The organism is Paramesorhizobium salinisoli (genome assembly GCF_003335045.1).
GTDB lineage: Bacteria > Pseudomonadota > Alphaproteobacteria > Rhizobiales > Rhizobiaceae > Paramesorhizobium > Paramesorhizobium salinisoli.
In genome coordinates this window covers 98,436-124,523 of sequence record NZ_QOZG01000003.1, presented here as the reverse complement: position 1 = coordinate 124,523, position 26,088 = coordinate 98,436, and the positions used below count along the sequence as shown (strand labels likewise).

General features: G+C 59.1%; 22 protein-coding genes and 2 pseudogenes. 9 read left to right on the top strand and 15 right to left on the bottom strand.

The genetic code is table 11. The annotated features are described in order from the left end of the window. Positions 1 to 50 precede the first annotated feature (50 nt). The 3 genes from DUT91_RS07600 (at position 51) to araH (ending at position 3,579) form a co-directional block, all read left to right on the top strand. On the top strand, positions 51 to 1,031 hold the full coding sequence (locus DUT91_RS07600; RefSeq protein ID WP_114439801.1) for an arabinose ABC transporter substrate-binding protein: 981 nt from the start codon (positions 51 to 53) through the stop codon (positions 1,029 to 1,031). Positions 1,032 to 1,103: 72 nt separating this feature from the next. Continuing rightward, complete coding sequence (araG, locus tag DUT91_RS07595; RefSeq protein ID WP_114440150.1) at positions 1,104 to 2,609, top strand: L-arabinose ABC transporter ATP-binding protein AraG; 1,506 nt, start codon at positions 1,104 to 1,106, stop codon at positions 2,607 to 2,609. A 16-nt stretch (positions 2,610 to 2,625) separates the two neighbouring features. Continuing rightward, complete coding sequence (gene araH / locus DUT91_RS07590; protein ID WP_114439800.1) at positions 2,626 to 3,579, top strand: L-arabinose ABC transporter permease AraH; 954 nt, start codon at positions 2,626 to 2,628, stop codon at positions 3,577 to 3,579. Between the two features lie 127 nt (positions 3,580 to 3,706). Here the strand turns inward: araH and melA (DUT91_RS07585) are convergent, their stop codons facing one another. The 6 genes from melA (DUT91_RS07585) to melA (DUT91_RS07560) form a co-directional block, all read right to left on the bottom strand. Beyond that, a complete protein-coding gene (gene melA / locus DUT91_RS07585) occupies positions 3,707 to 5,080 on the bottom strand; it encodes an alpha-glucosidase/alpha-galactosidase (RefSeq protein ID WP_114439799.1) in 1,374 nt (457 codons plus the stop codon). A 22-nt stretch (positions 5,081 to 5,102) separates the two neighbouring features. Next, entirely contained in the window at positions 5,103 to 6,773 is a 1,671-nt protein-coding gene (locus DUT91_RS07580) for an ABC transporter ATP-binding protein (protein ID WP_114439798.1), read from the bottom strand. A 12-nt stretch (positions 6,774 to 6,785) separates the two neighbouring features. Further along, entirely contained in the window at positions 6,786 to 7,910 is a 1,125-nt protein-coding gene (locus tag DUT91_RS07575; RefSeq protein ID WP_114439797.1) for an ABC transporter permease, read from the bottom strand. Beyond that, positions 7,907 to 8,920 (bottom strand): ABC transporter permease, encoded by a 1,014-nt coding sequence (locus DUT91_RS07570; RefSeq protein WP_114439796.1) that lies wholly within the window; start codon positions 8,918 to 8,920, stop codon positions 7,907 to 7,909. The genes DUT91_RS07575 and DUT91_RS07570 overlap by 4 nt, the downstream gene beginning before the upstream one ends. A gap of 113 nt (positions 8,921 to 9,033) precedes the next feature. Next, positions 9,034 to 11,115, bottom strand: coding sequence for an ABC transporter substrate-binding protein (locus DUT91_RS07565; RefSeq protein WP_114440149.1), 2,082 nt, complete (start codon positions 11,113 to 11,115; stop codon positions 9,034 to 9,036). A gap of 146 nt (positions 11,116 to 11,261) precedes the next feature. Next, positions 11,262 to 12,734 (bottom strand): alpha-glucosidase/alpha-galactosidase, encoded by a 1,473-nt coding sequence (melA, locus tag DUT91_RS07560; protein WP_114439795.1) that lies wholly within the window; start codon positions 12,732 to 12,734, stop codon positions 11,262 to 11,264. Between the two features lie 202 nt (positions 12,735 to 12,936). On the opposite strand from melA (DUT91_RS07560), the gene DUT91_RS07555 reads away from it, so the two are divergent. Further along, entirely contained in the window at positions 12,937 to 13,875 is a 939-nt protein-coding gene (locus tag DUT91_RS07555; RefSeq protein ID WP_114439794.1) for an AraC family transcriptional regulator, read from the top strand. A gap of 36 nt (positions 13,876 to 13,911) precedes the next feature. Next, positions 13,912 to 14,556 carry an HD domain-containing protein gene (locus tag DUT91_RS07550; RefSeq protein ID WP_114439793.1) on the top strand — a complete coding sequence of 215 codons (645 nt, stop codon included), beginning with the start codon at positions 13,912 to 13,914 and terminating at the stop codon, positions 14,554 to 14,556. Between the two features lie 70 nt (positions 14,557 to 14,626). On the opposite strand, the gene DUT91_RS07545 is transcribed toward DUT91_RS07550, so the two are convergent. The 8 genes and pseudogenes from DUT91_RS07545 to wrbA all read right to left on the bottom strand — a co-directional run bounded on the left by DUT91_RS07545 (position 14,627) and on the right by wrbA (position 21,433). Next, positions 14,627 to 15,403 (bottom strand): L-fucose dehydrogenase, encoded by a 777-nt coding sequence (locus tag DUT91_RS07545; protein ID WP_114439792.1) that lies wholly within the window; start codon positions 15,401 to 15,403, stop codon positions 14,627 to 14,629. 63 nt (positions 15,404 to 15,466) lie between these two features. Then, positions 15,467 to 16,414 carry an ABC transporter substrate-binding protein gene (locus DUT91_RS07540; protein WP_114439791.1) on the bottom strand — a complete coding sequence of 316 codons (948 nt, stop codon included), beginning with the start codon at positions 16,412 to 16,414 and terminating at the stop codon, positions 15,467 to 15,469. An 88-nt stretch (positions 16,415 to 16,502) separates the two neighbouring features. After that, positions 16,503 to 17,495: an ABC transporter permease gene (locus tag DUT91_RS07535; RefSeq protein WP_114439790.1), complete on the bottom strand. Its 993-nt coding sequence runs from the start codon at positions 17,493 to 17,495 to the stop codon at positions 16,503 to 16,505. Then, positions 17,492 to 18,193 (bottom strand): annotated as a pseudogene (locus DUT91_RS27385) (ATP-binding cassette domain-containing protein); the annotation flags it as partial. The gene DUT91_RS07535 and the pseudogene DUT91_RS27385, both read right to left, overlap by 4 nt. A gap of 321 nt (positions 18,194 to 18,514) precedes the next feature. Next, positions 18,515 to 19,012, bottom strand: a pseudogene (locus tag DUT91_RS27380) (ATP-binding cassette domain-containing protein); the annotation flags it as partial. Further along, complete coding sequence (locus DUT91_RS25490; protein WP_147272165.1) at positions 19,005 to 19,376, bottom strand: hypothetical protein; 372 nt, start codon at positions 19,374 to 19,376, stop codon at positions 19,005 to 19,007. The pseudogene DUT91_RS27380 and the gene DUT91_RS25490, both read right to left, overlap by 8 nt. After that, a complete protein-coding gene (locus DUT91_RS07525; RefSeq protein ID WP_245419654.1) occupies positions 19,369 to 20,208 on the bottom strand; it encodes a GntR family transcriptional regulator in 840 nt (279 codons plus the stop codon). Before DUT91_RS07525 ends, DUT91_RS25490 begins: the two co-directional genes overlap by 8 nt. 625 nt (positions 20,209 to 20,833) lie before the next feature. After that, the gene (gene wrbA / locus DUT91_RS07520; RefSeq protein WP_114439787.1) at positions 20,834 to 21,433 is read right to left on the bottom strand and encodes an NAD(P)H:quinone oxidoreductase; all 600 of its coding nucleotides are present in this window, start codon (positions 21,431 to 21,433) and stop codon (positions 20,834 to 20,836) included. Between the two features lie 234 nt (positions 21,434 to 21,667). On the opposite strand from wrbA, the gene DUT91_RS07515 reads away from it, so the two are divergent. From DUT91_RS07515 to DUT91_RS07500, 4 genes are all read left to right on the top strand, one after another. Beyond that, positions 21,668 to 22,426 carry a competence/damage-inducible protein A gene (locus DUT91_RS07515; protein ID WP_425373770.1) on the top strand — a complete coding sequence of 253 codons (759 nt, stop codon included), beginning with the start codon at positions 21,668 to 21,670 and terminating at the stop codon, positions 22,424 to 22,426. 279 nt (positions 22,427 to 22,705) lie between these two features. Continuing rightward, positions 22,706 to 23,548, top strand: a complete 843-nt coding sequence (locus tag DUT91_RS07510; RefSeq protein ID WP_114439786.1) for a universal stress protein — start codon at positions 22,706 to 22,708, stop codon at positions 23,546 to 23,548. A 102-nt stretch (positions 23,549 to 23,650) separates the two neighbouring features. Further along, entirely contained in the window at positions 23,651 to 24,148 is a 498-nt protein-coding gene (gene gpt, locus DUT91_RS07505; RefSeq protein WP_114439785.1) for a xanthine phosphoribosyltransferase, read from the top strand. A 244-nt stretch (positions 24,149 to 24,392) separates the two neighbouring features. Then, on the top strand, positions 24,393 to 24,878 hold the full coding sequence (locus tag DUT91_RS07500) for an NUDIX hydrolase (protein ID WP_425373758.1): 486 nt from the start codon (positions 24,393 to 24,395) through the stop codon (positions 24,876 to 24,878). 2 nt (positions 24,879 to 24,880) lie between these two features. On the opposite strand, the gene DUT91_RS07495 is transcribed toward DUT91_RS07500, so the two are convergent. Then, positions 24,881 to 25,630, bottom strand: a complete 750-nt coding sequence (locus tag DUT91_RS07495) for a GGDEF domain-containing protein (protein WP_160113632.1) — start codon at positions 25,628 to 25,630, stop codon at positions 24,881 to 24,883. Positions 25,631 to 26,088 lie beyond the last annotated feature (458 nt).

The window sequence follows — 26,088 nt, the reverse complement described above, 5'->3', positions numbered from 1 at the left end:
TAGTTAACGAGCGACCGCGGGGAGGCACGCGGGCAAGAGGGAGAGATTTCATGCGTTCATTGAAGGCATTGGCTATGGCTGGCGCCATCGCTCTGATGGCGACCACGGCATTGGCTGCGGACGTGAAGATCGGTTTTGTCGTCAAGCAGCCGGAAGAGCCCTGGTTCCAGGACGAGTGGAAGTTCGCCGATCAGGCGGCGAAGGAAAAAGGCTTCACGCTGGTGAAGATTGGCGCTGAAGACGGCGAAAAGGTCCAGTCGGCGATCGACAACCTTGGCGCACAGGGCGCACAGGGCTTCATCATCTGCGTACCGGACGTCAAACTCGGCCCGGGCATCGTTGCGAAGGCAGCAGCGAACAATCTCAAGCTGATGACTGTCGACGACCGCTTGGTCGGGGCCGACGGCAATCCGCTGGAAGACGTCCCGCATATGGGCATTTCAGCGACAAAGATCGGAGAGACGGTCGGGCAAGCCATTGTCGAGGAGATCAAGAAGCGCGGCTGGAACATGAAGGATGTCGGCGCAATCCGCGTCTCCTACGATCAGCTTCCAACGGCGGTCGACCGTGTCGAAGGCGCGATCTCCGTGCTCAAGGCCGCAGGTTTCCCGGCTGAGAACATCTATGACGCGCCTCAGGCCAAGACCGATACCGAAGCAGCACTCAATGCCGCGACGACAGTGCTCAACAAGCACGCCAATGTAAAATACTGGGTGGCATTCGGCTTGAATGATGAGGCCGTTCTCGGCGCCGTTCGTGCATCGGAATCAGTCGGAATTCCAGCCGAAAATATAATCGGCGTTGGCATCGGCGGGGCGGAATCGGCAATCAACGAGTTCAAGAAGCCTTCCGTGACCGGTTTCTTCGGCACGGTTATCATCTCGCCGAAACGCCATGGCTATGAAACCGCGCTCAACATGTATGAATGGATCGCCAACGACAAGGAACCGCCTATGCTGACGCTGACTGCAGGCTCTCTGGCGTTGCGCGGTGACTATGAAATGGTCCGCAAGGATCTTGGCATAGAATAGCCTTCCCCACGCGATCCTCGTCCCGGCAGTGCGAAGGCTGCCGGGTCGATTCTCCAGCATCACGGGGCGATGATGGCTTTCCTCGAATTCAGGACTATTTCCAAAAGCTACCCTGGCGTCCAGGCATTGTCCGACATCTCGTTCGCGGTCGAGAAGGGTGTCGTGCACGGACTGATGGGCGAGAACGGGGCCGGAAAGTCCACCCTCATCCGCATCCTGTCGGGAGACCAGTCGGCCGATACCGGCAGCATCCTGATAGAGGGAGAAGAACAAAACTATCGGTCCGCTCGCGATGCTTTTCACGCCGGCGTCATCGTGATCCATCAGGAATTACAGCTCGTGCCCGAGCTCACCGTAGCGGAGAATTTGTGGCTCGGTCGGTTTCCCGGCAAAGCCGGCATCATCGACAGCCGCACGCTCGTCGAGACCGTCCGCACGAAGCTGGAGGAGATCGGCATCGACGTCGATCCCAACGCGAAAGTCTCCACCCTTTCCATCGGCGCGCGACAGATGGTGGAAATCGCGAAGGCGGTCATGCTTGAAGCGCGGGTCATCGCGCTCGACGAGCCGACATCCTCTCTCTCATCTCGCGAAAGCGAAATCCTGTTCTCGCTGATCGAGAAGCTGAAATCCAATGGTACGATCATTCTGTATGTGTCGCACCGGCTGGACGAGATTTTCCGCCTCTGCGACAGCCTGACGGTGCTGCGCGACGGCAAACTCGCCGCCCATCATCTGAAGGTCGCCGATACCACTCGCGATCAGATCATCTCGGAAATGGTCGGTCGGGAGATCAGCAATATCTGGGGCTGGCGTGAGCGTCCGCTCGGCGATGTGCGCCTCGACGTCCGAAGCCTGTCTGGCCCGAAACTGCGAAACCCGATCAATTTTTCCGTGCGAAAGGGAGAAATCCTGGGCTTATTCGGCCTGATCGGCGCCGGCCGCAGCGAGATGGCCCGTCTGCTTTATGGTGCTGACAACCGCCATCAAGGTAGTGTCAGCATCGATGGCGTGGCCATTTCCCCCAATAATCCCAAGGCTGCCATCAATGCCGGCATGGTCTTTTGCCCGGAGGACCGGAAGTTCGACGGCATCGTGCAGGGACGTTCGATCGAAGAGAACATCACCATCTCCTCGCGCAGGCATTTCTCGCCCTTTGGTATCCTGAGTCCAAAGAAGGAAGCGGCACTTGCCGACCGGTTCATCGCGAAGCTCAGGGTGCGTACGCCGTCCCGCAAGCAGGACATCATCAATCTGTCGGGCGGCAACCAGCAGAAGGTCATTCTCGGGCGCGGGCTCTCGGAACAGGGCGTGAAGGTCCTGGTCATCGATGAGCCGACGCGCGGCATCGACGTCGGCGCCAAGTCGGAGATTTACGAGATCCTCTATGAACTCGCGGCCAGCGGCATTGCGATCATCGTCATTTCCAGCGAATTGCCGGAGGTCATGGGTATATCCGACCGTATCATCGTCATGTGCCAGGGCCGGGTGGCAGCCGACATCCCACGCAGCGATTTCGATGAACGCAATATCCTGACCGCGGCCCTCCCCGACAAGAATGCTGCCGGGACCATCTAATTTGGGAACGATATCGATGAACTCGTTGAAAAAGATACTTCTCGGCGAACAGGGGCTCGTCGTGATCTTCGCCGCCGCTTTCGTGATCGTCTCGATCTTCGTTCCGAATTTTCTGAGCGAGCGCAATATGCTGGGTCTGCTGCAGTCGGTGGTAACGATCGGTATTGTCTCATGCACGATGATGTTCTGCCTGGCGTCCCGCGATTTCGACCTGTCCGTCGGCTCGACGGTCGCCTTTTCCGGCATGATCGCCGTAATGGTATCCAACGCCTCCGGTTCGATCCTGCTCGGGCTTCTGGCTGCTCTTCTTGCCGGCGGCGCCGTGGGCCTCTTCAACGGGGTGGTCATCGCCAAGTTTCGCATCAACGCGCTGATCACCACGCTTGCCACGATGCAGATCGTCCGCGGCTTGGCGTTGATTGCGTCGGATGGTCGCGCCGTCGGCATAAATGATCCGAACTTCTACCAGTTGGCATTGTCGCGGATATTCACCATTCCGACGCCGATCTGGATCATGATCCTGCTGTTCATCGTCTTCGGCTTTGTCTTGAACCGAACCGTCTTCGGCAAGAACACGCTGGCGATCGGCGGCAACCCGGAAGCCTCTCGGCTGGCCGGCGTCAATGTCGTCAGGATGCGGATCTGGATCTTCGCGCTTCAAGGCTTCGTCTGCGCCATTGCCGGCATACTGCTAGCCTCGCGCATCACGTCCGGTCAGCCGAATGCCGCAACGGGCCTGGAGCTCTCGGTCATTTCCGCCTGCGTGCTCGGCGGCGTCTCGCTTGCCGGCGGGCGGGCTGCCATGACGGGCGTGATCGTTGGCGTGCTGATCATGGGGATTGCGGAAAACGTCATGAACCTGCTCAACATCCAGGCCTTCTACCAGTACGTCGTGCGCGGCTGCATTCTTCTCATCGCCGTCCTCCTGGACAATTTGCGCTCCACGGCAGCAGGCCGCGGCCGAGTCTGACACGAGCCGGAAATGCAATTCATCCCGAAAGCTCAATCCACTAGCCTACGAGGAGCCATCGGTTGCGCAAAAACCCTGGAACCGACGGCTCCAGGGTTTTCGGGCGCACGTAACCGGGAGGGAGAAATTACGCGGCCTGTGTCTTCCTGGATATTCGTGCCCATTGCGGGATCCAGTCATCATGTGCGGCGAGCAGATCGTCCACCAGTGACCATATCTGGTCGAGATCAAGCTCGGCTGCCGTATGCGGGTCCATCATCGCCGCGTGATAGAGATGCTCGCGGTTTTCGGTCATCAGAGCCCGGACCGTCAGTTCCTGGACATTGATATTGGTGCGGATCAACGCCGTCAGTTGCGGCGGCAGATCGCCGACGAATGTCGGCTGGATACCGGATGCATCGACGAGACAGGGAACTTCCGCCGCGCAGGCCTCCGGCAAAGAGGTTATGCAACCATTATTACGCAGATTGCCGTAGATCACCGAGGGCTCCCCGGTCCAGACCGAATTCATGATCGAAGAGGCATATTCGCGGCTCTCCTCCACCTCGATCGTCTCGGCGTTCCTGAACGTCGCCGCCTGCCCTTTCCAGCGTTCGACCTGTTCGATGCAGCGCTTTGGGTATTCATCAAGCGGAATGCCGAATTTCTCGATCAGGTCCGGTCGGCCGTTCTTGATGAAATAGGGCGTATATTCGGCAAAATGTTCGGAACTTTCGGTGACGAAATAGCCGAGCCGCGTCAGCATTTCATAGCGCACCTTGTTCGGGCAGCGTGGATTCCAATGGCTGGGTTTCGGAAAACGTCCTTCCCTGTAGCCGCGCAGCAGATCGGGATAGAGATCGCGATAACTGCCGTCCGGCTGGCGATGTTCGAATTTGAGATAGAAAGCCATGTGGTTGATGCCGGCGGCTCGGTAGCGGATTTCATCGACGGGGATATCGAGATCGCGTGCCAACTCATAGGCGGTGCCCTGTACCGAATGGCATAATCCGACCTGGCGTATCGAGGGATATTTCTCCGAAATGGCCCAGGTGTTGATGGCCATCGGGTTGACATATTGCAGAAGGATCGCCTCCGGACAGACGGCGAGCATGTCCTCGCAGATCCTCCACAGATGCGGGACAGTGCGCAGGCCTCTCATGATGCCGCCCACGCCAAGCGTGTCTGCGATGGTCTGGCGCAGGCCGTATTTTTTCGGCACTTCGAAATCGGTGACGGTGCAGGGTTCGAAGCCGCCTATCTGAAAGGCGACGACGACAAAATCCGCCCCTTCCAATGCCTTTCGCTGATTGGCATATGTCTCGATCCTAGCCTGTACGCCGAGTGTCCTCACCAGCTTGCCGGCGACGATCTCGCTTTCCTCGAGCCGCTGGGGATCGATATCCATCAAAGCGATGGTCGCGGCCGAAAGTGCGGGGCGCTGCAGCACGTCGCCGATGATATTCTTCATGAAGACGGTGGAACCGGCGCCGATGAAGGTGATCTTTGGTTGTCTGGTCATGAATTGCCTCTGATCTTGATATTCACGCCGCCACCTGGAACGCGGCCTTCACCAGCCGTTCGGTATAGGCAGTCCTGGGATTGGAAAGGATTTGATCCACCGGCCCCTCCTCGACGATCCGGCCGTGCTGCATCACCACAATGCGGTGGCAGAGCGCACGCACGACTTTCAGATCATGGGAGATGAAGAGGTAGCTGAGCCCACGCTCATCCTGCAGCTTGCGCAAGAGTTCGATGATCTGGGCCTGCACGGAGAGATCCAGCGCCGAGGTCGGCTCGTCGAGCAGGATGAATTCCGGCTCGACCGCAATAGCCCGGGCAATGGCGATGCGCTGACGCTGGCCGCCGGAGAATTCATGCGGAAAACGCGACAGGATGTTGGCGGGAAGTCCGGCGCTCACCAGGGCATCGCGGACCCGTTCGAGCCGTTCGTTGCGGTTGGCGCCGATGCGATTGACGATCAGCCCTTCCTCGATGATCTGTCCGACTGACATGCGGGGATTGAGCGAGGAGAACGGGTCCTGGAAAACAACCTGCATGCGCGATCGCATCGGCCGCATATGATCGCGAGACATGTCGTGGATCGGCTCGCCATCGAAAAGTATCCGGCCGCCATCGGTCTTCTGCAGCCGGATCAGCGCCTGGCCGAAGGTGGTCTTGCCCGATCCCGACTCGCCTACGATTCCAAGCGTTTCATGTCGGCGCAGTTCCAGGCTCAAGCTATCGACGGCCACCAGTTCGCTCAATTGCGGCTTGAAGAAACCGCCCTTCTTCAGCATGAAGGAAACGCGCACTCCCTGCCCTTCCAGAAGGACCGGCGAATGCGTTGGCAGCGGATTGGCAGTACCCGAGGGTTCGGAAGCAAGAAGCCCGCGCGTGTAGGAATGAAGCGGATTGGCGAACAGCGTCGCGGTTATATTGTGCTCCTTCACCTCACCCTGGCTCATCACATATACATAGTCGGAGAACTGCCGCACCACGGTCAGGTCATGGGTGATCAGAATGACCGCCATGCCGAGCTTTTGCTGCAGATCGCGGATGAGATTGAGGATCTGCGCCTGCACCGTGACATCGAGCGCCGTCGTCGGCTCGTCGGCGATCAGCACATCCGGATCATTGGCAAGGGCCATGGCGATCATCACCCGCTGGCGCTGGCCGCCCGAAAGCTGATGCGGATATTGGTTCAGCCGCGCTTCCGGATCGGGAATCTGGACCTGGGTGAGCAGTTCCAGCGCCCGCCGCATCGCGTCGCGGCGGCTCATGCGCTGGTGGACACGGATCGCCTCGACGATCTGGCTGCCGATGGTGTAGATCGGGTTGAGCGAACTCATCGGCTCCTGGAAGATCATGGATATCCGGTTGCCGCGAAGCGCACGGCGCTGACGCACGGAAAATTTCAACACATCCTTGCCGTCATATTCGATACGCGAATGCCCCGCGACGGCCGCCCGTTTGGTGAGAAGGCCCATCACCGTCCGCGCCGTGACGGATTTACCGGAGCCGGATTCGCCGACGATCGCGATCGTCTCGCCACGGTGGAGCTGAAATGAGACATCCTTCACCGCTTCGACCGAGCCGCCCTCCACCTTGAAACTGACCGCCACATGGCGCGCATCGATGATGGGGCGGCCATTTTTCGCGCGCAGATCGTGCCGCTCTTCGGGTGCCATGGCGATGCTGTCCAATTGTGCCATCGTGCAGCCTCCTCAGTAAGGATCGATTGCATCGCGCAGACCGTCGCCCAAGGCATTGAAGGCAAGGACGGTGACGAGCACGAAAGCGACGGGAGAAAGGATCCAGGGATAGGATCCAATGGCGGAATAGTTCGCGGTGTCCTGCAGCATCAGCCCCCAGGAGATCAGTGGCGGCTTGACCGCAAAACCAAGGAAGCCGAGGAAGGATTCCAGGAGCACGACCTGCGGGATCGCCAGCGTCACCGCGACGATCACATGGCTCATCACATTGGGGAAAATGTGCTGGAAGATGATGCGCCGATCGGTAGCGCCAATGGCGATCGCCGCCTTCACATAGTCGATGCGGGCAAGCGCCAGGGTCTTGCCACGCACCTCGCGCGACATCTGCGCCCATCCGAGCGCCGACATGACGATGATGACGAAAGCAAGAAAGACATTCGTGGGCGCGGTGACCGGAATAAGCGAGGTCAGCGCCAGATAGAGCGGCAATTGCGGGAAAGCCAGAACCAGTTCGACAAAGCGCTGGACCCAGGCGTCGAAACGGCCGCCGAAATATCCCGAGACCATGCCAACCGTCGTGCCGACAACAGTGATGATGGAGACGACGACAAGCGCGATCATCAGCGATATGCGCGAGCCATACAGAATGCGCGACAGCACATCGCGTCCGAACTTGTCGGTACCGAGGAAATGAACGGCACTGCCGTCGGTGGCTCCAAAGAGATGGCGATCGAACGGAATGAAGCCGAAAAGCTTGTAGGGTGCGCCCTTGACGAAGAAACCGAGCACTTGCGGATTGTCATAATCCGGCCCGACAACCGGCTGGAAGGTGATCGGATCGAGTTCCTCGGTCTCGCGGATCGGATAACTGCGCGGCGGAAAGACCAGATTACCCTCTCTGTCGTGGATGCTGATCGTCTGCGGCGGAGCAAATGCCACGCCTGTCGCCTTCGGATCGGCGGGCGAAAGAAAGTCGGCGAACAGCGCCATGAAAATCAGCAGGCAGACGAGAACCAGCCCGAGCATGCCGGTCCAGGAACGCTTCAACCGCCGCCATACCAGAGCGGAATAGGTCTCATTGTGATGCTTTTCTTCGGGTCTCATAGTGAGGCCGGCTGTATGTGTATCGACGCTCATGCCAGTGCCTCTCCTCCCAGGCGCACCCGCGGGTCGAGCACGGCGAGCAGCATGTCGGCAATGATGTTGCCGACGATCAACGTCGCCGAGAGCACGAGCATGAAGGTCGCCGTCACATAGACGTCGCCGACCCACATGGAGCCAACGATGGCGGGACCGACGGTCGGCAGCGCGAAGATGATGGCGGTCTCGATTTCGCCGGTCAGCATGTACGGCAGGACAACGCCTTGATACATCACCAGCGGATGCAGCGCATTTGGGACCGCATGGCGCATGACGACAGCGCTCTCGCTCAAGCCCTTGGCACGCGCGGTCTCGACATATTGCGCATTCAGCGTATCGAGCAGATTCCCGCGCATGACCCGCATGTTATAGGCGAGCCCCCCAAAGGTCGCGATGGCGATCACCGGCCAGACATGCTTGAGGAGATCGACGAACTTGTCCCAGGACCATGGCGCACCGCCATAGCGGGCTGAATGGAAACTGTTGATTTCACTGACATTGAAATGGAAGACGAGGATATAGACGATGATCAGCGCCATCAGGAAGCGCGGCACCGTCATCCCCAGGAACGAGATACCCGAGAGCAGTGTGTCCACCCAGCTATATTGCCGGGTCGCGGCCAGGATGCCGAAGGAAATGCCGATCAACGACGCCAGGATATGGCAGACCAGCGCCAGGGCCAGCGTGCGCGGCAGGCGCTCGCCGACGACATCGGCTACCGGCTTGTTGTAATAGAGGCTGTGGCCGAAATCGCCACGCGTGACAATGCCCGTGATCCAGCCGACATATTGCACCGGCAGTGGCTTATCGAGCCCATGCTCCTTGCTGTAGGCCTTGGCCTGCGCATCGGCTTGCTCGAATGAGGCCCCGCCCTGATTGATGAGCTGCGAGCGAATATAATCGCTGTAATCTCCGGGCGGCGCCTGGATGATGGCGAACGTCACCACGCTGAGCACGAAAAGCACCGGAATGGCAGACGCGATGCGGACAAGCAGAAATCTGATCATGCCATTTCCTTCTGTCGTAGTCTTGCACCGTTTGTCGGGCTCTCTCGATGAGGCGACGCGGATCGGCGGCCCATGTTCCGGCTCCGCGCTCGCGAAACCGGAACAAGCCAGTGTCAGTTGGTCGGACCACTTTCGCCCGGTTTGCCGGGAAGCTGTTCGGGGTAGAGCTCAAAATCCGCCTGCTTGTCGGCGGCGACGAAGACGCGCTCGCGAATGATCGTGTCCTCGGCCCAGTTGAACATGTAGATCGGAGCGCCGCTCGGAATGTTGGAGAAGCGTTTGTTGATGATCAGCGCGCCCGGATATTCGGTGAGGCCGACAGTGTCGATATTGCCCGTCGCGACTTTCTGGTACCGCTTCATCAGCTCGCTACGCTGCTCATTGTCGTTCGTGGCGATGAATTTGTTGATGATATCGACCATCTCCTTCTCGAAAGGCATCAGGTCGAGTTCACCTTTTTCATTGGCGCGATGATGCCAGCTCGTGCGCGGTCCCACTGCGGCAAGCTGCGGCGTGTTCTGCACGACGGAGACGAACTCGGCCTGGTTGCGATGAACCATCCAGTCGAACCGGCCGGCATAGTTCGCCGCGTCACGCTGTTTGCCGTCTATCGTGTTGAGGACCACCCTCAATCCCAGGCGTTCCATTTGGCCGACCACGCCTTCGGCGAGATTGCGGTCGGTGCCATAGTCCGAATTGACAAGCAGCACGATTTCCACGTCGCGGCCGCCGAGCTTGTCGGCAGGGAAGTTGACGAAGCCGTTGCCGTCAGTGTCCTTGAGGCCGATCTTCTCAATCAGCGCCTTTGCCCCGTCGAGATCGAAGGGATAATAGATGGTGGACTCACGATCATAAAAGCTCGTGCCGGACGAAATACCGCCGGGATAGATCGCGGTGAAGGGGCCTTTCACGAGAGCTTCACCCAGCTTCTTGCGATCGACCGCCATCGTGACGGCCTTGCGGAAATCCTCGTTGCGATTGAGTTCGCGAACCGCCTGCGCCCGCGCGTCGGGAGCGCCCCAGCCATTGGCCGAGAAGTTCATGTGAAGGTTATAGCCGATCACCCTTGGTCCGAATGCCAGGCGCGCGGGAGCCTCCTTGGAAGCCGCGCGCTTTAATGATTCCACGAAATTTTCGGGCTGCTCCAGATTGGAGAAATCGCCCGACCCGGCGATCGCCTGAACGTCGCGGTCGGCCCAGGTGGAAAGCTTGTAGTGCATCTCGTTGAGATAGGGGAGCTGGTTTCCTGCCTCGTCCACCTTCCAGTAATATGGATTGCGGCGCAGCACGATCAGGTCGTCCGGCCGATAGGCGACGGGTACCCAGGCGCCCATGATCGGCAGGTTCAGATATTCCGGCGGAAAGCCATTCTTGTACTCTTCATAGGTCGTACCGGCATATTTCGGATGCTTGGTCTTCAGGATATGCGACGGTCCGGGGCAGAAGGTGCCGTAGGCCATGGCATAAAGATGCTGGCGCGGGAAAGCTTCCTTGAAGGTCCATTCAATGGTGTATTTGTCGATTGCCTTCAGGGTCGTGCCTGCGCCGAAGGTTTCGGGCGTAGCACCGTTGAGCGGCGAGACATTGGGGTCGAGGACATTGTCCTCCCAGTAAAACATCACATCGTCTGAATCGAAAGGATCGCCGTCCGACCACTTGGCGCCCTCGATCAGATGCATGGTCAGCCTATGGCCGTCCTCCGACCACTCCCAGCTCTTTGCAAGATTCGGCAAGGGCTCAACATCAGTGGCTTCCACCTGGAAGAGCGGCGCCGTGCGCGTCAGGCATTCGAACAGTTCGATGTCGATGCCGCCCCAGCCTTGCGTCTGGCCGGCGCTGTAGTTCCAGCCCTCGGGGCGTCCTCCGACAACGTGGCGCAGCGTGTCGCCATAGACGCCTATGCCATCGGGCATGTTTCCGGTCTTGAAGACCAGCGGCTCTTTCGGAAGCCGTTCTGCGACGGGTGGGAGCTTGCCGGCCTTGACGAATTTCTCCGTCACCCAATCCGGTTCCTTATATTCCGGCAGCGCCTTGAATTCCCAGAGTGATGCGCGCGGGACATAGGTGATCTTTCCCTGTGCAGGGAAAGGTGGCTGTTCTGGCACGATTGTCGGTTCGGACGCCCAGCCTTGCAGGGCGAAAGCCGAAACCCCGATCACAAGCATGGCTGTGGTTTTCAGGCTGCGGAACTTCATGGTCTTTGTCACTCCCCTCATAGTCTGCCGATCCGGATGGATGGCGCTCCTCCAATTTTCACAATGGATATTTTGCACATGGCAGCCAATGACTGCCATGGCGGTCGCGTGCGTCCTCCCCGCCGCAACCCGCCGGGCTGTTACTTTTAGCCGGCCGCTCGCAGTTTCATGGCTTCCTTTTCCGCACGAATTTCATCAATGGAACGAACGTCGCGCCGTGCGACGCCCTTCCAATCGCGTGTCTTGACCGTCGCCCGGCTCAGACGTTCCTTGGCCGCATCGATGGCATGGGCATATTGCGGCAGCCATTGCGCCTGCGCGACGACCATTTCGTCGACCATCTGCCAGACCTCTTCGGGCGTGCAGATCGCGCCGACCAGCGGATCATGGAGTACTGCCAGCTTCAACAGATCGATATCGCCTGAGATCGCGGCATGAACCGACATGCGCTGGACGTTTATCGATGAAATACAGGTGGCGGCGCAGGCTTCGGGCAGGGTGATACCAGCCACCATGTTGATGCCGAAGCGGTCGACGAAGCCCGGGGATTCGATGATGGCATCCGATGGCAGATTGGTGATGACGCCATCGTTCCTGACATTGAAATGCCCGCGATAAATCCGGCCGGTTTCCAGCGCTTCGAGGATATGGCTTGCATGCTCGTTCGAGCGGCGCGCCGGATCGATCGGCCGTTCCGCATCTTTGAGAAACTGCGGGAATTCCGTCTCGAACCAGTTGCGCGTTTCGGTGGAGTAGCGCAGATAGCCGCCGGTCTCGCCATGGATCCAGTCGGACATGTCGATCCATCTGGTGATCTCGTCAGGCCTTTTGCGGTACCACGGCAGATATTCCGACAGATGGCCGTTGCTTTCGGTGGAATAGACGCCGAAGCGCTTCAGCACGTCGATCCTAAGTTTTTCCTGCTGTGAGAAAACCGGATGTGCTTCAAAGGCGGCAACCAGTTCGTCCTTGCCGACCTTGCGGCCTCGTAACCGGACATCGATGAACCAGGTTTGGTGGTTGATGCCGGAGCAGATGAAATCCAGTTCGCCTTCCTTTGCTCCCAGAATTTCGGCGATCTGTTCGCCGCCATGTTGCACGCCATGGCACAGACCTGTTGTATCGACCTTGCCATATTCGATGGCGGCCCAGGTGTTCATCGCCATGGGGTTGGCGTAGTTCAGGAATTTCGCGCCCGGTTCGGCAACCTCGCGGATGTCCTTGCAGAAATCCAGGATCACCGGAATATTACGCTGGCCATAAAGAATGCCGCCTGCACAGATCGTATCGCCGACACATTGGTCGACCCCGTATTTCAGCGGAATACGGATATCGTCGGCATAGGCTCCCAGTCCCCCGACACGCACGCAACTGATGATGTAGCGCGCGCCCTCGATCGCCTTGCGGCGGTCCGTAGTCGCGGTGACGCGCGTCGGCAGTCCGTTCGCCTCGACTATTCTGTCGAGAATCGTCCTGATCATGACGAGATTGTCTTCGCTGATATCAGTCAGAGCAAACTCGACATCCCTGAATTCCGGCACGCAGAGAATATCGGTGAAGAGTTTTTTGGTGAATCCGACGCTGCCCGCGCCGATGATAGTGATCTTGAAGCTGCTCATGCTCTCCTCGTCCCGGCTCATTTGGAAATACCGGGCTAAAGCTGATATCAGGGTAAAATTAATTCACGAGATGGGCGGTAATGATCCGCGATTGTCGGGCAGCCGGTCCTCCTCCGTAACATGCCGTCTTGCGGTCAGTTTGCTTTGTTGACAGTTATTATGCCCATAATGCGACCAGCCGCTAGAGAGGTATTATGCTATCATGGGTAATTCTGTGCTGGAGAGGCTGATCGCTTCCGGACCAACGATGAAGACGGTTTCGCTGCCACGCGGGCGCCAGAGCCTGCACACGATGCCGACAAGCACGGGCTATGAAATCCGCACCGACGCCACCTATGACTGGGACGGCCGCAGGCGCGGGCAGACCCCCTTCACTGTTTTGCAATATACCATCGGCGGGGCCGGGAACTTACGTTACGAAAACCGCACCCATCGCGTCCGATCAGGCGAGACGCTGCTGCTGCTGGTACCGCATAGTCATCGCTACTGGCTCGAGGATGGCGGTCGCTGGGAATTCTTCTGGATATCGATGAATGGCGAGGAGGCGCTGCGTATCCATCGCGCCATTCTGGCAATGACCGGACCGGTCCTGAAATTGCAGCCGCAGACAATCGAACAACTGGCCGATTGCAGCCTGAGACTGATAGCCGGCGAAGGCGAAACGCCGGGGCGCGCCTCGGCTATCGCCTATGAGGCAGCTATGGCGCTCTACGATGACGTCTTCGGCTCTCATCCCGTATTCAGCCAGGAATACAGGACCATGCAGCATGTCATCGACTACATACATGCAAATCTGGAACGCCCCCTCCCCGTTGCGGATCTGGCACGGATTTCCGGTTTGAGCCGGGCACATTTTTCCCGCGTCTTCGCGGCGAACGAAGGCATGCCGCCGGCCGAATTCGTGCTGCAAAAGCGCTTGCAACGTGCGGTGAAGCTTTTGACCAAGACGGCGAGCTTGCCGGTAAAGGAAGTGGCGATCATGTCGGGCTTCGAAGACCCAAATTATTTCGCCAAGGTCTTCCGGCGGGTCTTCGGCGCCAGCCCGACCGAGTTCCGCACGACGGGCATGTATGCCAGCCCCTCGCCCGAACTCCTGAAGGCGAAACCCGTCATGGCGCACTCCCGACCGCGTGTGCCATAGTCCGGCTCAATCTGCTGATTCCTCCGGATCGTCCTCATGCTTGCCAGCCAGTTTTCTCCATTCGAAGATCTGGCTATGGCCTTACTGCCGCACGCAACGGATCATACCGGAGACGGATCGCACGATATTTCGCACCTGTGCCGGGTCTGGAAGAATGCCGCCAGGATCCAGGTTGGCGAAGGCGGTGATGTCGAGGTGCTGGTCGCGGCCACCATCCTGCACGATTGCGTATCAGTGGAGAAGAATTCGCCGCTTCGATCCCAATCTTCACGGCTTGCCGCAGACAAGGCATCCGGGATACTCGCGGCGCTCGGTTGGGATCAGTTGCGGATCAGCATGGTTCATCATGCTATCGAAGCGCACAGTTTCTCCGCGCAGATTGCACCGAGGACACTTGAGGCAAAAATCCTGCAGGATGCCGACCGGCTCGACGCGATCGGCATGGTGGGGGTAGCTCGTTGTTTCTACATTGCCGGCCGGATGGGCAGCGCCCTCTATGATTTGGAAGATCCGGAAGCGCGTTGCCGCTCCTACGATGACAGAAATTATGCCATCGATCATTTTCATACCAAATTGATCAAACTCACAGCCGGTTTCCAAACCAAGACCGGCGCCGGAATGGCGCAGGTTCGACATGAGCGGCTCCAGCGCTTTCTCGACGCCTTCATGGACGAGATCTGAACACGGCGCAGCGCTGGCTCAAGATCGGCAAGCGCCATCGCGCCGCCGCCGGTCCCCGGCGAGCACGATGTCACTTAACTCCGGCGAGCGCCCGGTCCAGATGGGTGTATCCGCCGTCCACGAAAAGCCATTGTCCCGTCAGGTGCAGCGCCTGCTGCGACAATGCGTAAACCGCCATCGACGCAATCTCTGACGCGTCCGTCATGCGGTTGCCCAGAGGGATGTGCGAGGTTATCTCGGCAAGCTTTTCATCGGGATTGTCGAAGGTGGCGATCCAGCGCTCGTAGAGCGGCGTCATCACCTCCGCCGGAAGCACGGCGTTGACGCGAACCCCGTCCGCGGCGAAGGCGGCCGCCCATTCGCGCGTCAGGCCAAGCTGCGCGGCCTTCGCGGCCACATAGGCGGATGTTCCTCCCTGACCGGTCACCGCCGTCTTCGAGCTGATGTTGACGATCGCGCCCTTCGACCGGCGGAAATCGTCGGCCAGGAGATGGACCAGCGTGTAATAGTGGATGAGGTTCTTTTCGAGCGAGGCACGGAACGCGTCCGGCCCGGCGTCGATGCCGACACCGTCATTGATCCCGGCATTGTTCACCAGGCCGTAGATCAAACCAAACCGCCCGCGCGCCTCTTCGACCGCCTTGCGGCACTCATCGTCCTTCGAGAGCTCGACTTCGATGAAAGCCGCCTTGCCGCCGAGCGACTCGAACCATTGGGGATCGGGCCGGCGTCGCGCGAAGATGACGGGGATGGCGCCTTCTGCCGCCAGCATTTCGGTTATCGCTCCGCCAATACCAGCCGCGCCGCCTGTCACGATGACGACCTTGTCTTCAAGTCCGAGGTTCATGAGATGTCTGCCATCTTGGGTAAAAGGACCGGCTGGCGAAGCGGCCAGCCGGTCCGCTGTTGATCAATCGTAGAGAACTGCCGAAATCTCAGGGCTGTCCATGTTCGTCTTGTCGTACCAGAAGAAGCCTGTGTCGATGGTTTTTGGGAGTTCCTCTCCCTTGATTGCCATGACCGCGGCCTTGACTGTCTCATAGCCGATGCCGACGGGATTCTGCGTGATGGCTCCAGCCATGACGCCATCCTTGATGGCCTGCTTCTGTGCCGCGCCAGAGTCGTATCCGATTACGGTAACGCCCTTGGCTCCGGTTTCCCTGACTGCATTGACCACGCCGATCGCGGAGCCTTCGTTCGCGCCGAAGAAGCCCTTGAGGTCGGAGTTCGCCGCGAGGATCGCCTTGGCGATTTCGGTGGACTGGAGCTGATCGCCGCCGCCGTACTGAATGTCGACGATCTCGATGTCGGGGTGCTTCTCCTTCATGCGGTTCACGAACCCGTCACGACGGTCGATGCCCGTTCGGGACGTCTGGTCGTGCACCACCAGCGCAACCTTGCCCTTGCCACCGATCAGTTCGGCCATCTTGTCGGCCGCCAGCGCCGCGGCGGCGACGTTGTCGGTCGTCGCAGTGGTGAGCGGGATGTCGCTGTCGACGCCCGAGTCGAACGCGATAACCGGGATTTTGGCATCCTGCGCCTGCTTGAGAAGCGGGGTGGCCGCCTGCGTGTCGAGCGCGGCGAAGCCGATGGCTTGCGGGCTTTTTGCGAGCGCTGCGGAAAGCATGTCGATCTGCTTGTCGACCTGGGTCTCGTTATCAGGACCTTCGAATGTGACTTCGACCTTGAACTCGGTGGCGGCCTTGTCCGCGCCCGCCTTCACGGCTTGCCAGAACTGGTGCTGGAAGCCTTTGGAGATCAGCGGAATGTAGACTTTGTCCTGGGCGTGCGCCACCCCACCGGCGCTCAGGATGGCGACAGCGCTCAGCGCTGCCAGGATGCTGCGTCTCGTAATCATTACATACTCCTCCCATGTATCGGCGACATGCCGAATTACAATTCAGATTGTCCGCGTCCGCGTTTCATAGCGGCCCTCCCGCGGACCTTTATGTCCGTTGCCGGCGAACCATGTCTGCGTAGACTGCCAGGATGATGATCAGCCCCGTTACGATGGTCTGCCATTCCTGCGCCACGGACATTATGCGCAGCCCGTTCAGCAGAACGGACATGATGAACGCGCCGATGATTGTGCCGAGGATCGAGCCGCGCCCGCCCGCCAGCGACGTTCCTCCGATGACCACCGCGGCGATGGCGTCCAGCTCATAGCCAAGGCCAAGAGCGGGCTGCGCCGAATTCAGGCGCGACGCTATGATGAGGCCTGCGACCCCGCAAATACCGCCCGACAGGCTGTAGACGCAGATTTTCCAGAAATCCGTGTCCACGCCGGAAAGGCGCGCCGCTTCCTCGTTCGAGCCGAGCGCGAAGGTGTAGCGGCCGAGCGCCGTGCGGTTGAGTATGAATGCGACGACGGTCGCAACCACAAAGAGGATAAGCACGCCGTTCGGGATGGGAAGGAACGGGAAGACTTGGCCAATCAACGAGCCCGTCGAGATTTGCGAAAAGCCGGGAGTGTTGTTGAAGTAGATTGGTTTCGTCCCGGAGATAACGAGAGACGTACCCTTCAGGATGAGCATCATGCCCAACGTGGCGATGAAGGGCGGGACTTTCATCCGGGCGACGAGGGTGCCCGAGATGAACCCGCAAAAAGCGCCCGCCCCGATCGCCGCTACAATGCCGAACAGGAGCGGCATCCCCAGATAGGTAAGAACCACACCGGCGATCACCGCGGTGAAGGTCATCAGCGTTCCCACGGAAAGATCAATGCCGCCCGTGATGATGACCAGCGTGACCCCAACTGCCAGAACGCCGTTCACCGACGTCGCCTGGAGGATGCCGATGATGTTGGACGTCTGGAGGAAATTGCTGGACGCCAGACTGAAGAAGACCAGCATGATGATCAAGCTGGCGAACGCCAGAAGCTTCTGATGGACACCGGATGAAGTCCGCTTCTTCACCTCGCTCTGTACGATCATCGTCATGCGGCTTCTCCCCCGATCTCCACCCGGCGCTGAGTGGCCAGATGCATGATTTCTTCTTGTGTTGTTTCCCTGCCCCCCGGGAGGATACCTGTCAGGCGGCCTTCGCACATCACCGCGATACGGTGGGACAATCTGAGCACTTCGGGGAGTTCCGACGAGATGACGATGATCGCCTTGCCTTGTTGCGCCAGCGCCTGCATCAGCCGGTAGATTTCGGACTTGGCCCCGATGTCGATGCCCCTGGTGGGCTCGTCGAAGATCAGGATGTCGCAGTTGCGCAGCAGCCATTTCGCCAGCACGACTTTCTGCTGGTTTCCGCCGGAGAGCAGCCTCACCTCCTGCCGCTCAGACGGCGTCCTGATGCCGAGCTGCTTGATATAGTCCCGGGCAATGCTCCCGAGCTTGGCGTCGTCGATGACGCCGATGCCATTCGAGAAGCGTCCGAGATTGGGCAGGCCGACATTCGCGGCCAGATCGAGACCGAGCGCCAGACCAAGATGTTTGCGGTCTTCCGAGAGATACCCGATCCCCGCCGAAACAGCGTCCTTGGGGCTCGCGATCGCGGCCTTCTTCCCGTGAACGATGATTTCGCCGGCGTCTCTGCGGTCGGCGCCGAAGATCAGCCGCGCGACCTCGGTTCTGCCCGCTCCCATCAGACCCGCGAATCCCAGGATTTCCCCCGCCTTGAGGCTGAAACTGACGTTCTGGACTTCCTTGCCGCGGGAAAGCCCGCGTACCTCCAGCGCGACGGGCGCGCCGGAAAGGTCGGGGATGTCGGCTTGGGTGTTGTCGAGTTCGCGACCGACCATCATGGAGATAATCTTCGAAATGGGAGTCTCGGAGGCACTGACGGTGCCGACATACGCGCCGTCCCGCATGACGGTCACGCGGTCCGAAATCCTTTTGATTTCGTCCATCTTGTGGCTGATGTAGACGATGCCGACGCCTTCGGATTTCAGGCGGGCGATGATCGTGAACAGCTCGTGGACTTCCCTGTCGTTGAGGGCGGCCGTCGGCTCATCCATGACAAGGACACGGGACTTGTGCGAGAGGCTTTTGGCGATCTCGACCATCTGCTGCTGCGCCACCGAAAGGGTGCGCACTTCCGCCCGCGGGTCGATGGAGACGTTCATGGCCGAGAATATCTCTCGCGCCGCCTCGTTCAGCGCATCTTCATCGAGACGCCAGAAGCGCTTGCGGGGCTCGCGGCCGATGAAGATGTTCTGCGCAACGGTCAGATCGTTCATCAGGGCGAGCTCCTGATGGATCATGCCGATACCAAGCGCCTGTGCCGCGTGCGGACTGGGGATCGTGACATCATTGCCAGCGACCCGGATCGTGCCGCCGTCCGGCTGCAGGATACCGGAGAGAACCTTCATGAGGGTCGATTTCCCGGCCCCATTTTCGCCCATCAGGGCGTGAACCTCGCCGGTCTGCAGATCAAAGCTCACGCTCTTGAGCGCATGCACGCCGGGGAAGTGTTTGTCGATCGACTCCAGCCTGATGAGTTCAACCATGCGCTGATCCCCATGCGGGCAGCTCGTCGACGGCGCCCGAGGATAACGCGTCCATCACATGCAGGAAATCGGCATCGTCACGCTCGAGTAAACTGAACCCTCCCGGCTCCATACAGACGCCGCTCAACATCCGACGGTTCAAAGTCGACTGGCTGTTCATTTGTCCTCCCGAGACATTCAGTTTTTTATTATTATAAACAATTTGCATTGGCAAATGCTTTTGATCTTTTAGGGGCAAATCATATTGGAGCAGTCGCCTAGCGTATTCAATGCCTCGTGAAGGTGGGGATACCACGTCCGCCTGCACTCCAGCGCTGTTTGTGGTTTGCGCCTTGAGGAGAGACTTGATGGCCGTTTCAGGCAAGGGCGTGGACGCGAAGCGAAGAGAGCAAAGTCTGCTTCGAGGTCTTCAGGTGATCCGCCGCCGCCGCTGTTGCTGCCGCTCCATCCCGTGCTTTCAGTGCCGAGATCAGCCGCAGATGTTCACCTATTGCGGCTTTGTTTCTCTGGCGTTCTTCAGTTTTGTCCCACTGGAAGTGATAGTGGAAGATCAGTGAAATGAGTTTCTGGAATTCGGCAGCAAAGCGGTTGCGGACCGCGCTTCCGATCAACATGTGGAATTCCTCGTCCAGCAACGAAAAATCATGGAAGCGTTCGTCTATTTCGGCGGCAAGCTGCTCGTGCTTTTGTTCAAGTTCATCAAGCTGCTTCCAGATCGGGTCCTCGGGAGGAAGCTGGACGAAATGCGCAACCGCGTTCAGCTCAAGGACCATCCTGAATTCGGACAGCTCCACGGCGAACTCACGCGTGAACCCCACCAGTTCCCAGCCGCCTTTCGGTCGACGCCGGACGAGCCCAAACCTGCTGAGTGATGCCAGGAACTCGTGGAGCATATGGGGCGTGACGGGGAACCGGCGCCTGAGTTGGGAGACGTTGAGCGCGGTACCCGGCGCCACGTCGAAGCGTAGAATCCAATCCAGAAATTGACGTTCCAGCTGCTGCTCGTCGAGCTGCCCTTCCTGGATCTCGAGCCAGTCCTTTTCCTCCGGTGTTCTCAGCAGGCGCTTTTCCCGGCCCACCCATGCTATGATCTTCTTGTCCTTGAATTTCTCCAGGATCGCACGCACGACCGTCCGGCTGACGTCGAGCCGTGTCGCCAGATCATTCTCGGAGGGTAACTGGTCGCCGGGAGCCATACCCTCGCAGAGTTCGAGCGCCGCGTTGAATGCCTCGCGGAAGCGTTCGTCTGTCCTAGCCATTAAAATCCTGTCTGCGTCTGAACTGATTGAATTGGATCGCGCTTCTACCCCGAGAACGACATTCTTGCATCGAGCTTTATCATGATGACGAACCTGGGGAAGCAAGTCCATCCGACAGCGCCCGCAGCAATGCGTTCACCACACGCCGATAAGGTGCCCCTCACTGAACAGGCGCACGGAACAAAACATCTGTTGAATACTTCTTACTTTCGAGGTTGCGTGCCGTGTCAACCGGACATGACAGGGATGACGAACGCAGGGATTTTTCCGGTTTCTCCTTGTGGCCAACGAAACGGCAGTCGAGCGTCCCACCTGTCCGGCCCGCGCCTCATCTTCACTGCCGACCGAAGCGGCTACCCGCCATACCCAGGGGCCGACCGAGCTTGGCATTCCGAGAAGCCTGCCAGCGTTCGGGAGCTCGATAGCCTACGAAAGACACCGGCGGTGGCAGCCCACCGCCGGAAACACATCAGGCGAGTTCAGCCAGCGCAGAAGCTACGAAGCTCAACCGGATTCCTTGCACGGATCCTGGCGGCCTATGGCTCACCTGCGATGAAACATTTCAGCCTTTCAGCTTGATGGTGATCTCAGCCAGCCGCCTGCCCTGGAATTTCGCGCCCTCCAGCTCCTGTTGCGAGGGGAAGCGCGAGCCGTCGCCATTTGTGGTGGTGGTCATTCCATAGGGCGCGCCGCCGCGCACCACGTCGTTGCCCATCTGGTCCTGATAGGCGTAGGACAAGGGCACGATGATCATCCCGTGGTGCTGCAGCGCCAATTGCGCGGAGGCAAGCGCCATTTCCGCACCACCATGCTGCGTTGCCGTCGATGCCATCACTGTTGCCGGCTTATCGATAAGCTTACCCTCAGCCCAGAGCGGCCCCGTCTGGTCGAGGAAATTCTTCATCTGCGCGGCCATCATGCCGTATCGCGTCGACAGGCCGAATATGAAGCCGTCATAGTCCGCCAGTTCCAGCGGCGTGGCCAACGGCGCATCCTGGTCGAGCTTATACCCCGCCTTTTTCGCCACCTCTTCCGGCACGATCTCCGGCACGCGCTTGATCGTCACATCCGCGCCCGCCGCCCGCGCCCCTTCGGCAGCGGCTCTCGCCATCTGCTCCATATGGCCCCAGGATGAGTAGTAAAGAACCAGAATTTTCGCCATTTCAGTCTCCGTTCAGGACATGTTTCATATCGGTGGATCGTTTCGCCGGTTGCTCCATCGGTTACACCGCATGCATTTATGTGCGCCCCAGCGGCAAAAATGAAACCACCGGGTTCGGTGACGGACTGTTCACACTCCCGGCAATGACGTCAACACGGGCTTGCCGTCCCGAACGCGCGAGATTAATTGCTAGAAGGTGGCCCAACGGAGAAATGCTTCATGTCGGACGAACAATTGGAAAAACCGGCGGAACATCCGGTAACCGCAGCCATGCTGGCGATCGGCGACGAGCTTCTGTCCGGGCGCACGAAGGACAGGAATATCGGCCATCTCGCCGATATCATGACCGCAATCGGCATCGATCTGAAGGAAGTCCGCATCGTCCCCGACGAGGAGGACCGCATCGTCGAGGCGCTGAATGCGATTCGGGGCACCTATGATTACGTCTTCACCTCCGGCGGCATCGGCCCGACTCATGACGACATCACTGCGGATGCGATCGCCAAGGCGTTCGGCGTCCCGTGCGAACATGACGAGAAGGCGCTGAAGCTTCTGGCCGACAATTATGCCGGGCGCGGCATCGAATTCACCGAATCGCGCAAGCGGATGGCACGTATGCCGCGCGGCTCCATCCACATTGACAATCCCGTTTCCGTCGCCCCCGGTTTTGTCATCGGCAATGTCTATGTGATGGCTGGCGTCCCCTCGATCTTCCAGGCCATGCTCGACAATGTCGTGCCGACGCTGCGCACCGGCAAAAAACTAATGTCGCGCATGGTGATATGTCCGTTCGGCGAAGGCGTGATCGGCGCGCCGCTTCGCGCCATCCAGGAAGCCCATCCCGATACCATCATCGGCTCCTATCCCCGCTACGAGGAAGGCAAATTCTCCACCGAACTGGTCGTGCGCGGCCGCGACGAGGAAAAGCTTGCTGCGGCAACAGCCGCCGTGGAACAAATGGTCGAACGGCTCAAAGCGCAGGCTGCCGCCTGAGCACGTTTCCATCCGGATCTGCGCTGACCAAATCCGACGCGAACAAAAGGAGCGATTAAGCAAGCATCGAAGGAATGCAACGTTCTTTGACCGTTGCGCGTATAATATCCGCTAGAGCGGTTCCTATTTTGATAGAATCGGAGGACCGTTCTAAGCTTTTGTTTTTACGCAATTCCGATGGGAAAAGCAGTTTCTGCTTTTTCCCGGGAAAACCGCTTCGCACTTTTCCCGGAATTGCTCTAGCCTGTGGATCATGCAGGCCCTGACAGGAGGCTCGAGATGGCATACCGGACCCTCATTGCTTACGTGCGCAGCATCGCTGAATTGAAGCGGATCGCCAATGCAGCCGCGCTGGTCGCGGCCAAAGCCGACCGCGCGCATATCATCGGCATCTATGCGATCCCCTCTCCCGTCGTCTATGCTGATCCCAACGGCTTCGTCGACGCGACCCTATTTGAGGCGCATGAGGCGCGCCACAAGGAGAACGCGACGAAACTCAAGAACCTGTTCGAAGCCGAAATGCTCGAGCGGGGCCTGCCGCACGAGTTCCGCATCGTGCGCTCGAACACCGGCGCCGCCTCCGACGGCATCCTGCAGAGCGCGTTCCGCGCCGATCTCATCGTCGCCGGCCAGCCCGATCCCGATGATCCCGATACCTCAAATGACACGACCGAAACGCTCATCTTCGACAGCGGCCGTCCGGTTCTTCTCGTTCCCTACGCCTTTTCCGCGCCATCCGATCTCTCGAAGGTAGCCGTCGCCTTCAACGGCAAGCGCGAAGCCGCCCGCGCCGCCTTCGATGCCCTGCCGCTGCTCGTCGCCGCGAAATCCGTCGAGATCATATGGGTCGATCCGCCTGAAACCAACGAGCAAGGCAGCGAACTCGCCGGTTCTGCCCTTGCCGAGGCGCTCGATCGCCATGGCGCGAATGTTGCCATTACGCATCTGGCATCGCAGGGTCTTTCGGCGCATGACACGATCCGCCAGCACATCATGACCAATGGGATCGACCTTCTGGTGATGGGCGCCTACAGCCACTCCAGGCTGCGTGAACTGATCTTCGGCGGCGTGACCAAGGCCATGCTTGCCGACATGCCGACGCTGACGCTGCTTTCACGCTGAGAAAAACGGGCGCCCGACGGCTTGCAACTGCGGTATTTTTGCGGTTAACACCAGCGCATCCAGCGGTTACCCGCGAAAGCAGTTTGTGTTTGGAGCGCGTCGATGTCCCTGCCCGATAAAGCCTTTCCCGTCTCCTGGGACCAGTTCCACCGCGATGCGCGGGCGCTCGCCTGGCGCATTGCCGGAATGCAGCGCGAATGGCGCGCCATGGTCGCTATCACGCGCGGCGGGCTGGTTCCGGCCGCCATCATCTGCCGCGAACTGGGCATCCGCCTCATCGAGACCGTCTGCGTCGCCTCCTATCACGATTACACCGAACAGGGGCAGCTTCGCATCCTGAAAGGCATCAGCGAAGGCCTTCTGGAAAACGAAGGCGAAGGCGTTCTCATCGTCGACGACCTCACGGATACCGGCAAGACAGCGGCAATCGTGCGCGCGATGATGCCGAGGGCGCATTTCGCCACCGTCTATGCCAAACCGGCCGGTCGGCCGCTGATCGACACATTCGTCACCGAAGTCTCGCAGGACACCTGGATCTATTTTCCCTGGGATATGGGCTTCACCTATCAGGAGCCGATTGCAAATGCGCATCGCGGCTGATCCATCGAGAACCTTGACGCGCGATTCAATGGCCTGACGCGCCATGAAGCCAAAGATGCGGAGCGCGGCGATATTGAAACCGTTTTTTAAGCAAAACCCATTCAAAACGGCTGATTTGGCGCAAAAGACGAGATTTTAGACACATTCTTAGCCGTTTTTTCATTTCGCGCGTTGTTATCCTAACGAATCATCCCATGTTGGGAAGGATCCCCGTATCGGGAAGGATCGTTGGAAAGTAGCTGTAGTGAAAATAGACCTGGCACACATCGTTGCGACGGACAAACGGATGGAAACGCCGTCCGGCCGCTTGCGCCAGGTTGCAGCGCTCGTCTATCGCCATCATGACGACAGGCTCGAAGTTCTCCTGATCACCAGCCGCGGCACCGGTCGCTGGATTCTCCCCAAGGGCTGGCCGCAGGTCGGCAGGACCCTTCCGCAGGCGGCCCTTCGCGAGGCCTATGAGGAAGCGGGGGTGCGCGGCTCGGTTTCCACGCGGGTCATTGGCAGCTATGCCTATGAAAAGACCGACCTTCCGCCCAAAACCAACCGCGGCTTCATGGTCGACGTCTTCCCTGTACACTTTTCCCACCAGGAAAAAAATTTCCCCGAACGTGGTGAGCGGCACGGCGAGTGGATGACACCTGAGGAAGCGGCGGAGCGGGTCGATGAAGTCGATCTCAAAGGCATCCTGCGCGCATTCGGAGCATCAAGCAAAATAGCCGCGGAATAAGGTCACCCGCTCGTTCGGGCGGAGTAGCGCTGAAGATCGGCCACCACCGCATTGCGACCGCCTTCCTTGGCGATGCCCAGATTGCGGTCGGCCTGGCTTATCAGGACTTCTATGCTTTGTCCGGGCTTGTGCACGGCAAGCCCGATCGAAACCGACAGCTCGAGCCCTTTGATTCCCAATTCCGGCGATGCCTGTGAAACCTGCGCCCGCAGCCTTTCGGCTATGATCACCGCTTGCTTGAGATTGGCGCCCTCCAGGAATATCCCGAATTCCTGTCCGCCGAGCCGGCCCATCAGATCGCTGGACCGGGAATTCTGGCGGATGCATTCCGCGATCAGGCTGATGGCAGCATCGCCCACCGCATGGCCGAAACGGTCATTGATAAGCTTGAAATGATCGGCGTCGACATAAGCAAAGACGCCAACGCTGCGCTCGGCATCCCTCATGAAAACGGCAAGGCGTTCCATGAAAACCTTGCGGTTGAGAAGACCGCTCATCCGGTCGCTCTGCAGAAGCTCCAGCAAGGCGGCGTTTGCCACGGTCAGCCGCTCGCGCAGAATCATGCCGTAGGCAAGTGCGGGTAGCGAAACCACCGCGGTGATGAGGCCGGAAATGAGAAATTCGAACCGCAGCCGCGCCGTTCCCATCGGCGCATAATAGAGATAGACGATCAATTCGACTCCTGCGAGGACGCAGGCGAACCAGATGACGACGTTCTTGGCAATCTCACCCGTTCTCAGCTTCGTATTCATGCGCATGTTCCAGCTGCTGGGAACAGGCATATTCGAAAATACTTAAAAACATGTTCCTGGAGCGTGATTCGGGGGATCTGCCCGGGTGCAGCGGCGAAAATTTTCGTCCGGGATGCGCATTGCCCTCATTTTTCAGGACCGATTTTCGCAAAACCGGGCATCGGGAATGAGTGGCAAGTCATCACCGTCGAAGGTTATCGTTTCTCCCCGTTATCCACACAGCTACACACAAGATATTGCGGTCACAAATTTGAAACAAACCAACTCTTGACGCTTGGATGCGAGTCACATTTTATGGTTTCATCGTTGAGTTCGTGGCGTGGCCGGGCATCTAAGAGCCGGCTTTTCATCCGACATCAGAGCCTTTTTCGACGCAAAATGCGTGTACCAACACGCAGTTTGTGCATGGGATTTTGTGCCGGTTCGCAGAGAACAGCGATATGCGAGGATCGCCTGTT